The 9,103-nt window shown below is 43.9% G+C and carries 4 protein-coding genes and 1 pseudogene; 3 read left to right on the forward strand and 2 right to left on the reverse strand.

The genetic code is table 11. The features are described 5' to 3' along the window. Positions 1-106: 106 nt before the first annotated feature. Together F6J99_RS36035 and F6J99_RS36040 are read left to right on the forward strand one after the other, a co-directional pair. A pseudogene (locus F6J99_RS36035) lies at positions 107-481 on the forward strand (DUF3050 domain-containing protein); the annotation flags it as partial. 339 nt (positions 482-820) lie between these two features. Beyond that, positions 821-2,704: an aspartate kinase gene (locus F6J99_RS36040; RefSeq protein WP_365974964.1), complete on the forward strand. Its 1,884-nt coding sequence runs from the start codon at positions 821-823 to the stop codon at positions 2,702-2,704. 544 nt (positions 2,705-3,248) lie between these two features. Here the strand turns inward: F6J99_RS36040 and F6J99_RS36045 are convergent. Both F6J99_RS36045 and F6J99_RS36050 read right to left on the reverse strand, forming a co-directional pair. After that, a complete protein-coding gene (locus F6J99_RS36045) occupies positions 3,249-4,259 on the reverse strand; it encodes a formylglycine-generating enzyme family protein (protein WP_293120410.1) in 1,011 nt (336 codons plus the stop codon). A 311-nt stretch (positions 4,260-4,570) separates the two neighbouring features. Continuing rightward, positions 4,571-7,174, reverse strand: a complete 2,604-nt coding sequence (locus F6J99_RS36050; protein WP_293120412.1) for an arylsulfatase — start codon at positions 7,172-7,174, stop codon at positions 4,571-4,573. Between the two features lie 580 nt (positions 7,175-7,754). On the opposite strand from F6J99_RS36050, the gene F6J99_RS36055 reads away from it, so the two are divergent. Then, the gene (locus F6J99_RS36055; protein ID WP_293120414.1) at positions 7,755-8,774 is read left to right on the forward strand and encodes a helix-turn-helix domain-containing protein; all 1,020 of its coding nucleotides are present in this window, start codon (positions 7,755-7,757) and stop codon (positions 8,772-8,774) included. The last annotated feature ends 329 nt before the right edge of the window (positions 8,775-9,103 follow it).

The raw sequence follows: 9,103 nt of genomic DNA on the forward strand, positions 1-9,103 counted from the left end.
CCTCTCTTTCGATACCTGAATTAAACAAAACCTTTGTTAAATTCACGTTGGAAACTACGACTAAGTCAACCCATGAAGTAGCTGCCGCTTTCAACCTGAATTAACCAAAACCTTTGTTAAATTCACGTTGGAAACTACGACTAAGTCAACCCATGAAGTAGCTGCCGCTTTTCTACTAGGCCGAGAAGATATCATTCCTGCTATGTTCAGACAGGTTATTGCTACTTTAGATAGTCTTTATGGATTTACTTGGGATTCTTTGCGTCTCTATCTAGACAGGCATAATTTTCTGGATGAGGATCAACATGTTCCGATGGGGAAAAAACTCTTAAAAAATCTTTGTGGTGATGATCCTGTAAAGTGGGAGCAAGCTTTTAACTCTGCTGAGAATGCTCTCAAAGCACGCTATGCTCTATGGGATGGTGTAGCTGAGTTGATTCAGGTCAACAAAGAGAATGATATAGCACTGCTTGAGATGTAATAAGGCGGTTTGCAATTCAGTTAGGTACAAAGTTCTGGGTTTTTAGGGAACAGGGAACAGGGAACAGGGAACAGAATCCTGTGTACCTAATAGTTATGCAAACCGCCATAGTTAACAAGGAACTTCGGAACAGGGAAGGGTCATCGAACTCAGGTTATTATAGGGCTCAATCGCTCTTTCATACTGTTCCCTTTCCCGAAGTTTTATGTTACTTGTTTATAGTAATTATTTTTTTCAGTTTAAAATTTTTGATTATTCATTATAAAAGCAATAAAATTATCACAGACTAATTGTAAAGTTAAATCAATTTAAAATTAATACTTTATTTGAGGCTAGATCATGCTAATTATTCAAAAGTATGGTGGTACGTCTGTTGGATCAGTTGAAAGAATTAAAGCAGTTGCCCGGCGGGTGAAGCAAACAGTCCAAAATAATAATACTGTGGTAGTAGTGGTTTCGGCGATGGGTAAAACCACTGATGACTTGCTTAGTTTATCGAAGGCAGTCTCGACTAATCCCAGTCGCCGGGAGATGGATATGCTTCTGTCTACTGGAGAACAAGTATCAATTGCTTTGCTGAGTATGGCATTGCAGGAATTGGGACAACCGGCTATTTCTTTAACTGGGGCACAAGTAGGAATTATCACTGATGCTGAACACGGTCGTGCCAGAATTTGGGAAATTCAGCCAAAGCGAATTCAGCACTATCTCAATCAAGGAACTGTGGTAGTTGTAGCTGGATTTCAGGGTATGAGCAGTGGTGATAACTTTGAAATTACTACTCTAGGACGTGGCGGTTCAGATATATCAGCTGTGGCGTTAGGGGCTGCCTTAAAAGCAAATTTGTGCGAAATTTATACTGATGTTCCAGGCATTTTTACGACTGATCCTCGGATTGTACCAGAGGCACAATTAATCCCAGAAATTACTTGTGATGAAATGCTAGAGTTAGCGAGTTTAGGGGCAAAGGTGCTACATCCTAGGGCGGTAGAGATTGCTCGTAATTATGGGGTACCTTTGGTTGTACGTTCAAGCTGGAACAATGCACCAGGAACTAGGATTATTTCTCCGATACCTAAACCTCGTTCTCTGAAAGGGTTGGAAATTAACAAGGCAGTATATGGGGTGGAATTGGAAACAAATCAGGTAAAAGTAGCCCGATGGCAAGGGCGAGATCGTTTAGGGGTAGCGGCAGGGTTATTTGGTGAGATTGCTCGTGACAATCTGGATGTTAATCTGATTATTCAGTCAATTCAGGAGGACAATGGTAAGGATATTGCGTTGACCGTAGTGAACAGAGGTTTGGATCAAGGTGAGACTTTAGCAGCGGCAGTGAGTGAAAGTAAACTTAAAAAGCTGATTACTTCTGCTTTATACGGGGGGACTTGGCAAGGGTCAGAAGAGCTAGAGGTGATGGTAGAGCAGAACATGGCAACAGTGGCAATTACTGGGACTGGTATGATTGGACGTCCTGGGGTTGCAGCTAAAATGTTTTCTACTCTAGCAGAGGCGGGAGTTAATATTGAGATGATTTCTACCTCTGAGTTGAAGATTACCTGTGTGATTAATGCTGAGGCATGCGATCGCGCTGTTGCTGCTTTGTGTCAGGCTTTTGAAATTGATCGTTCTATAGTGCTCGGACCTGATTCAATTCAGGAGTTTGCTACCGGTTCAACCCCATCCCCAGTATCCGGTGCTGTGGTTGATCTCAACCAAGCTTGTATCACAATTCGCCATGTCCGAGATCAACCGGGAATGGCAGCAAAAGTCTTTGGAGGACTGGCACAAGAAAATATTAGTGTTGATATGATTATTCAGTCTCAACGCTGTCATAGGTTTAATGATATCCCCAGCTGTGATATTGCGTTTACGGTGGCTCAAGCTGATGCTGAAGCAGCATTCATGGCTTTAAACGCTTTAGCTCTAAGTATTGGTTGTGGGGAGATTCTAGTGGATACAGAAATCGCTAAAGTTAGTCTAGTTGGGGGTGGTATGGTGGCACAACCAGAGGTTGTGGCTCAGTTTTTTGAGGCATTAGCACAACAGCAAATAACTATTCAGATGATTACAAGTTCGGACACTAAAATTAGTTGTGTGGTTGCTCAAGAAGAAGGAGTTAAGGCTTTAAATGCGGTGCATAAGGGGAGCATCCCGGTGCTTAAAAACTATCCCCAAACCCCCAAGGGTTTGGCTACACCAGCAAAGCCTAGCTACGCAGGCTAATAAGTAGGCTAATGAGTCGGACACAATTATAGCGCTACGCCCAAGGTCTTTAGGCAAGAGGCAAGAGGAAAAAGTTGACGTGGATTAGCGCACTTTTAGATGACTTTGTACAAGTAAAATTAACAATTGTAGTGTTAGATATTGGCCAGAAGTCAGATGAGTCTCCAACACCGTCTGGTAGAATTGTTAGCGTAGGGTGGCCGTTCGCGTAGCGTGGCCTAAAGGCCAAAAGGCCAGGAAACATATTTGCTTTGGGGGAGGCTACAGAGACCTCCCGATTTTTTGGGCTTAGGGTTGGCTTAAACCATTATTATCTCTAGTTTACAGCTCCCTTTTCACCCCTTGATTACTCTAAACTACAGGATAAATCAACATGTCTTTAACATCTCGATTCATGTCGATTATTTCTAGCATCTGAAAGTTTTAAAAAGCGTTATTCAAAATAGTCAGGAGGAAAAACTGAAGTCTTCTTCACGTATGTTATAAGGTCTCCATATTGTTTCTTTGAAAAGGCAAGCCCCTCTAACAGTAAGGGATTATTGCCTTATCCCAAATTTTTGACAAGGCGAAAACCAATGTGAGTGGTTCCAGTATCCGGTGACTGGGACTCCCGTGCAGCCGGACGGTATCGACTGCAATAGTTGGGCGCACAGAGGTGAGAACCACCTTTAATGACGTGTAACGCACCCTCGACAGGTTTTTTGGGGTCAAAACTTTCGGCTTGTCTGGGACCTTCTGGATTAACGCTATGAGCCATGTTCTTTCGTTCAACCCGATACCAGTCCGCTGTCCATTCCCAAACGTTACCTGTCATATCATACAAACCGTAACCATTTGCTGAGAATGAACCGACGGGGGCAGTTCCCAAGTAGCCGTCCGCTTTGGTATTTAGAAAGGGAAAAAATCCTTGCCAGGTGTTGGCTTTTTTAGCAGAATATTCTTTACCCCAGGTGTAGGTAGTTGCTTTTAAACCGCCTCTGGCAGCGTATTCCCATTGGGCTTCGGTGGGAACTTGTTTTCCTGCCCACTTGGCGTAGGCTAAGGCATCTTCATAGGCAATATGAACAACAGGATGGTTTTCTTTCCCCCTAATCTTGCTATCGGGGCCATAGGGATGTCGCCAGTTTGCGCCCACAACCCAATGCCACCAACTCAGATAAGCGACTTGTTGAATGCCTTCTGTGGGAGGTTCAAAAACAAGGGAACCGGGCGATCGCTGTTGATCAGGTAAATCAGGAAATTGTTCTTTTGATAGGGGACGTTCGGCTACGGTAACGTAACCTGTATCTTCAACAAACTTGGTAAATTGGGCGTTGGTAATTTCGTGGGAGTCAATGCAAAATGAACTGACGGTAACATCTTCAACAGGTAATTCTTCGATAAATTCTGGTTGATCTGACCCCATTTTGAATTCTCCTCCCGGAATGAAAACCATATTTTCCGGACAAGTTGAAGAGGGGACAGCAAAGGCACTCGGACTAAAAATAGTAACGGTAAGAATAAAAACACTGAGAACAATTAGGAGTTTTTGAATATAATTTTGAGAATTATTCATAATTTTAGTTGCAGAATCATTTAATCGTGGTGGAGAATAGCTTTAGAGAAACTTCATTGATTTGAGGTGATACTAAATTCGGTTGTGAAAAGATACTTTTCTCAAACCTTCTTTAACCATTCTGCCTTGAACATGGCTGTCTTTTTCCCTACTTACCCAATACAGCTTCTATGCTTTTTAATTCGGGCTATGATATGAATCAGGGTAGGCAATGCCCACCCTGTTAAAAGTTATGGACTCGGGTATTTACTCCTATTCCGACTTTAAATCAACCCTCGAATTGTGCCTGCCATCTTAATAGTTTGCATGGGTTAATCGTAGAACGGAATGGGATTAAGATGGAACGACTCGTCTATGCATGGCTCTAAGACCTCTGGGTCTGCAACATCGTCAATTAATTTGATCGTCACCGATTTCAACGTTCCGGTGAAGTCAAAAGGCATTTTATCTTTATAGCTTTCTCGGATAGGCGTACCCGTATCAAAGCCCACATCAAGGGTCTCATCTAAGGTGAAGCGGTTGGGAATGCTCTTACAAACCAAATTGCTTCCCGTAATGGTAAGGGGTTGATCGTTAACGTAGAGGGCTACTTCGGCACCTAGTACTTTACCTAGTGCTTCTTTGACATCGTCATCTTTAATGTTTTCATCAATCTTTGCATCTGATACGGTTTTATAAACAGCCTGCAAAGTAATCGGTGTATTGGTGGGCAAATCAGGAGGCAAAGGCGCTGAAATTTCGTAGCGTTCGATTCCCGCCCAGTTGTAGTGATACACCAGTTGACCATCTTCTACAAACAAACCGTATCCACTAAAACGGCCCCCCAAAGTCAACAGCATTCCTTCCAACAGCATGCCTTCGCCATCTTCATCTTCAGGCCAAATTACATTGGCCGTAATTTTATGGCTCTGCCTTTTGAGATCGGGGGCTGAACCTTCGGGAACGCGAAAATGATCGGGGTAGGTAAAGACCTTACGTCCTTTGGTCAAACTGGGACGATTGGCCACATCAACCCGGTCAGATTTGCGATCGTCCAACGGCAAAACGTTATACTTGCTGGCCTCCGCATAAAACAACTTGATCATCTCTTCGAGTTTCTTCGGCTTTTGGTCAGCCAAATCCACCGCTTGAGAAAAGTCCTTTTTAATGTTGTAGAGTTCCCAGGGCATGTCCAACAGATCCATCTCGGGGTTTTCTGAAAGCCAGGGGTCCCCGCGCTTGGCACTGGCCATCCAGCCTTTGTCGTAGATTCCTTGGTTCGTGAGCATCTCAAAGTATTGGGTGGTGTGCTTGCTGGGGGCACCGATCTTACCTGCATTATATTTTTTCTGCTCATCAAGATCTTTAGTTGGATCCAAGGTATACTTTGCATCAAAGGTATAGGCTAAACTGGTTCCCTCGATCGGCTTTTGCATGACCCCATTGAATAGGGTGGGTGCTTCAATACCAATAGCCTCCAGAATGGTGGGAGCAATGTCGATGACATGACTGAACTGATAGCGCACATCATCCACATCGGTAATGCGATCGGGCCAAGAAATCACCATGCCATTGCGAGTTCCCCCAAAGTGAGACGCAATCTGCTTGGTCCATTGGAACGGGGTATCCATTGCCCAAGCCCAAGCGGCAGGGAAGTGGTTATAGTGCATCTCGCCGCCCAATTCGTCGATCGCGGCGAACTTGTCCTGAAAGTCTTCTTCAAGACCATTGAAAAAGGTCAATTCATTGGTCACCCCTTGCAGGCCACCCTCTGCACTGGAACCGTTGTCTCCAGCAATGTAGATAATCAAGGTGTTATCTAACTCACCCAGGTCCTCAATGGCATCAATCACCCGACCAACCTCGTGATCTGTCTGGGCGGTAAAAGCAGCAAACACCTCCATCATGCGGGCATACAACCGCTTCTTCTTTCCCTTCAGAGAATCCCACTTCGGTAGAGACTCTGGACGAGGGGTTAATTGGGCATCAGGGGGAATCACACCTAATTCTTTTTGCCGCTTAATGGTTTTCTTACGGTACTTATCCCAGCCCATATCGAATTTCCCTTTATATTTATCGATCCAATCTTGGGGAACTTGGTGGGGCGCATGGGTCGCACCGGGAGCAAAGTAAACAAAAAAGGGCTTATCTTCTGCCAGCGCTTTTGTGGTCTGGATATAGTTGATGGCGTGGTCGGCCAAATCCGTATTCAGGTAGTAGTCTGAACCATCGGCATTTTTTTCTGGCGGAATCAAGCGAGTCGTATTCTCCACGAGCGGGGGAGTGTATTGATCGACGTCGCCCCCGACAAAGCCATAGAAATAGTCAAACCCTAGCCCTTGGGCCCAACGATCAAACGGTCCCACCGCGCTGGTTTCCCAATCTGGCACGTTGTGGTTTTTACCAATCCACGCGGTTGCGTAACCGTAGGCTTGCAATACATCCGCAAAGGTGGCTGTGTTCTGGGGAATCACACTTGAATATCCAGGGAAGCTCGTTGCAACTCCGGTAGTCACACCAGTCCCAACGGAGTGGTGGTTACGTCCGGTGAGGAGGGAAGCACGGGTGGGAGAACAGAGGCCTGTGGTGTGGAATTGAGTGTACTTTAAACCATTTTCAGCCAGTCGATCCAGTGTTGGAGTCTTAATCCTGCCACCAAAGGTTCCCATCTGGCCATAGCCCACGTCATCTAGCAGCACCAACAGGATATTGGGCGCATTTTCAATGCCAAAGCTTGAAGGCTCTTTCAATTTGAGTTCGACCTCTTTAGAGTCTTCATAAGTTAGACCGATTTTGCCAGTGAAAGCTGGATCGGGGTGGGGAAGAATCTGTTGGGCCATTGCGGGTGGCGCAATGGTGGTCAAAAGGAGGGAGGTGGCGATCGCAAACACCACGACACCTCTCAAAATTCGGTTCAAAAAACCGTTGAAAAACATAGATAAAACCTCATAAAAGGGGTTAACACAATCTCAGGCGACATCCCAAAACACAACATGGATAGCCTTGGGATAGGCTTTAGAGTCCCGATCGCTCGAGCTGAACCCTACACTTGGCTGAATTACAGACGCAAAAGTTCATCAATCAATGGGTGTTATCAGTTTTCCAGGTCATCTGTAGGGTAGGTAATACCCACCCTAATTAGATTGATTGACCTGTCGTGTTTCCGCCCCGGATCGAAATTATGGGGCTACCACGCTCTTGGTCTTTCCCGTGTAGTAACGATCGCTAGGGGCTAATAGCCATTAGCCAATACTTGACCAATGACTTTCGTGACCTGTTGATATCTCTACTATCCCAAGAGATGAATAGCATTCTCGACACTTTCACTCAGTAATAGCTACTCTGTTGTGCTATGGGGTCAGTCAAAGACTCCAAGGCTAGTTTAGTGGTAAGCTATCTCTGTCAATAACCGAAAATTCCAACTTTCTAAGCTATAAGAATTAAATAACTAAGTTTGAAATTGTATTAGTTTTGCTTATATTTGGTGGGATTATTTTTTTCTAGGGTGGTGCTTAAATGACTTTATTAATTGATGCCAACAATAGTAAAACTACCCAAGCTGAGGATGATCCTGGGACAGAGAATCAGAAAATTGTCTACAGATCCTTTACCCATCTAGATGGCTTCAAAGAGTTTATTGATTATCAAAAGATGGAAATGATTCAACTTAGTCCCGGCCCTCTTCAAGCTGAATTTTTATCTATTCAGATTGGCAACTTATATTTCGCCTATGATCAGGTCAACCAAGGACTTCACACGTCTGGTGGGGGAACACCTGAATACATGTCTTTTGTAATGATTTGGTCTGAGAAAGAAAAGGAATATTACTCCTTAAAAAGCCCTATTGAGCCTCAAAGAACTCTTTTTGGTTTTAACAACACCGAATCGTACGAAGTATTTCATCAAGGTATAGCCCTGACACATGTTTTCATCCCTGTGCAAACGTTTGATGCTTATGCAGACCAACTACAACGCCACGATCTGGACGATAATTTCCGGAGAAAAAATCAGGTGAATTTGCTACCAACTGGGACGAAAGAAATTAAAAATTACCTGAAACAACTAGCTTGGTTAGCAATCAAAAATCCTACCTTCCTTCAACAACCTCATATTGAAAAACTCGTTGCTGATGATTTCATTCCTTTGTTGATTAGTCAGATTCCCATTAAGTTAAATTCCAAGTGTTTTCTCAAACCTTCCCGAAGAGCAAAGTTGATTGCCCAAGCTGAGCAACAAATGTTAGCCAACTTAGACAAACCTCTGACTTTAAAACAGCTAGCTCAAAATTTAGGGTCTAGCAGTTCTGCCTTATCTTATGGTTTTCAGGACTTATTTGGCTTGAGTCCCATGCGCTATCTCAAGGTACGACGACTTAATGCAGTGCGACAACGCCTGAAGGCAAGCGAACCAGAACGTTGTACCATAGCCCTCCTTGCTAGTGAATTTGGGTTCTACCATTTAAGTCATTTTGCTAAAGATTACAAAGCTATGTTTGGGGAGTTACCTTCAGAGACATTGCGAAACACTGCAAACTAAGCCTTGAGTATCGATCGATAAATATCTCTGGAAGTTATAGCGCTACGCCCAAGGGCAAGAGGCAAGAGGCAAAAGGCAAAAGTTCAATAAAACAGCGTTTGCTGCTTGTATCAATTTCAAACACCTTAATGGGTAGTGCTATACTTCCAAAAATCAGGGAAAAATCAGGGAAAAATCAGGAGAAGACAATTATGATAAAACTTTATCAAAATCTAAACGCTGAAAACCCCGTGTCTTTAGACCGGGGATGAAAGCGAATAGCGGCTTTAGCCGCCTGTGAGAAATATTCTGAAAAAATCCGAAATTTTATTCTAGGTGCTGTAGAATAA

The sequence above is a fragment of the Moorena sp. SIO4G3 genome (genome assembly GCF_010692305.1).
Taxonomy (GTDB): domain Bacteria; phylum Cyanobacteriota; class Cyanobacteriia; order Cyanobacteriales; family Coleofasciculaceae; genus Moorena; species Moorena producens_A.